A 993-nucleotide genomic window follows, 5' to 3' on the forward strand; every position below is an offset into this window, starting at 1 on the left:
TCGCTGGCTTGCTCGCGCAGGCCGTCGGGCGGTGTCGAGCAACGCCTTGGCGGCCTTGAAGAGCCGGCCGCGATTGCTCTTGATGGCCAGAACGTAGTGGCCCTTCCGGTCGCGGATGGCTTGCGCGACATCGGGCCGGCAATGCAAGGCGTCGGCAGTGACAAGAGCGCCGTCCAGATCGAGCGAGGCGAGGACTTCGAGAACGCCGGCAACCTCGTTGCGATTGGGGGCCTTCCTTTGAGCCAGCGCCATGCGTGTGCCTGCCGCCCAGACATTGACCATATGCAGCGGTGTGGATTGCCGCCCACGCATGAAGGCGCCGCGCAACGCCTTGCCGTCGATGCTGACCACGCCCTTGATGCCGAAGCCCTTGCTGAGCTTGCGCAAAATCGCTTCCAACCCCTTCGGGTCCAGAGCACGGAAGACGTTGCTGAACGTATCGTGGCTGGGGATGCCGGATCTGAGCTCCAGGAACCGCTGCAACAGCTCCTCTCGGCCTTTGCCGAAGAACTCGAACTCGGTGCAGGTCTTGGCGCCGGCCAGTGTCGCCGCCAAGGCGATGACGATGATCTCCACCAGATCGTGCCGCACGTTGCTGGCGCGGGGGTCCTTGAGTGGTCGAAGCAGGCGCTTGAGTTGGCGCATTCTGGTCTCCCTCGGGAAGCGAGAGACACCCAAAGAATCCAGTTCCAACCGCTTGGCAACACCCCTCCATCGCCATATGCGATTCCCCTACCCCGCAAGGGGGGAGGGAGCCGGACAGAGTGTGCTTACCTTACGTGGCGGGGCACGAGCGCGAGAAAAACGCCGCCGCTTTTCACGTCCTACTTCGCCTTCTTCTCCGCCGCGCCGCCCTTGCCTTCGGCTTCCAGCGCCGCGCGGATGTGCTTGAACTCGCTCAGATCGGCCTTGCCGACCACGGGGAATTTCAGATCGAGCCGGTCGAGCGCGCTCACGATGGTCGAGCCGATCACGGCACGGGCGAACCATTTG

1 protein-coding gene and 1 pseudogene are annotated in these 993 nt (G+C 63.9%); both read right to left on the reverse strand.

The genetic code is table 11. The features are described from left to right. Nucleotides 1–645, reverse strand: a 645-nt coding sequence (locus tag VQ03_RS33555; protein WP_048454744.1) for an ISAs1 family transposase, incomplete at its 3' end; no start/stop codon positions are given. Between the two features lie 179 nt (nucleotides 646–824). Then, nucleotides 825–993 (reverse strand): annotated as a pseudogene (locus tag VQ03_RS34920) (polyphosphate kinase 2 family protein); the annotation flags it as partial.

The sequence above is a fragment of the Methylobacterium tarhaniae genome (genome assembly GCF_001043955.1).
GTDB classification, from domain to species: domain Bacteria; phylum Pseudomonadota; class Alphaproteobacteria; order Rhizobiales; family Beijerinckiaceae; genus Methylobacterium; species Methylobacterium tarhaniae.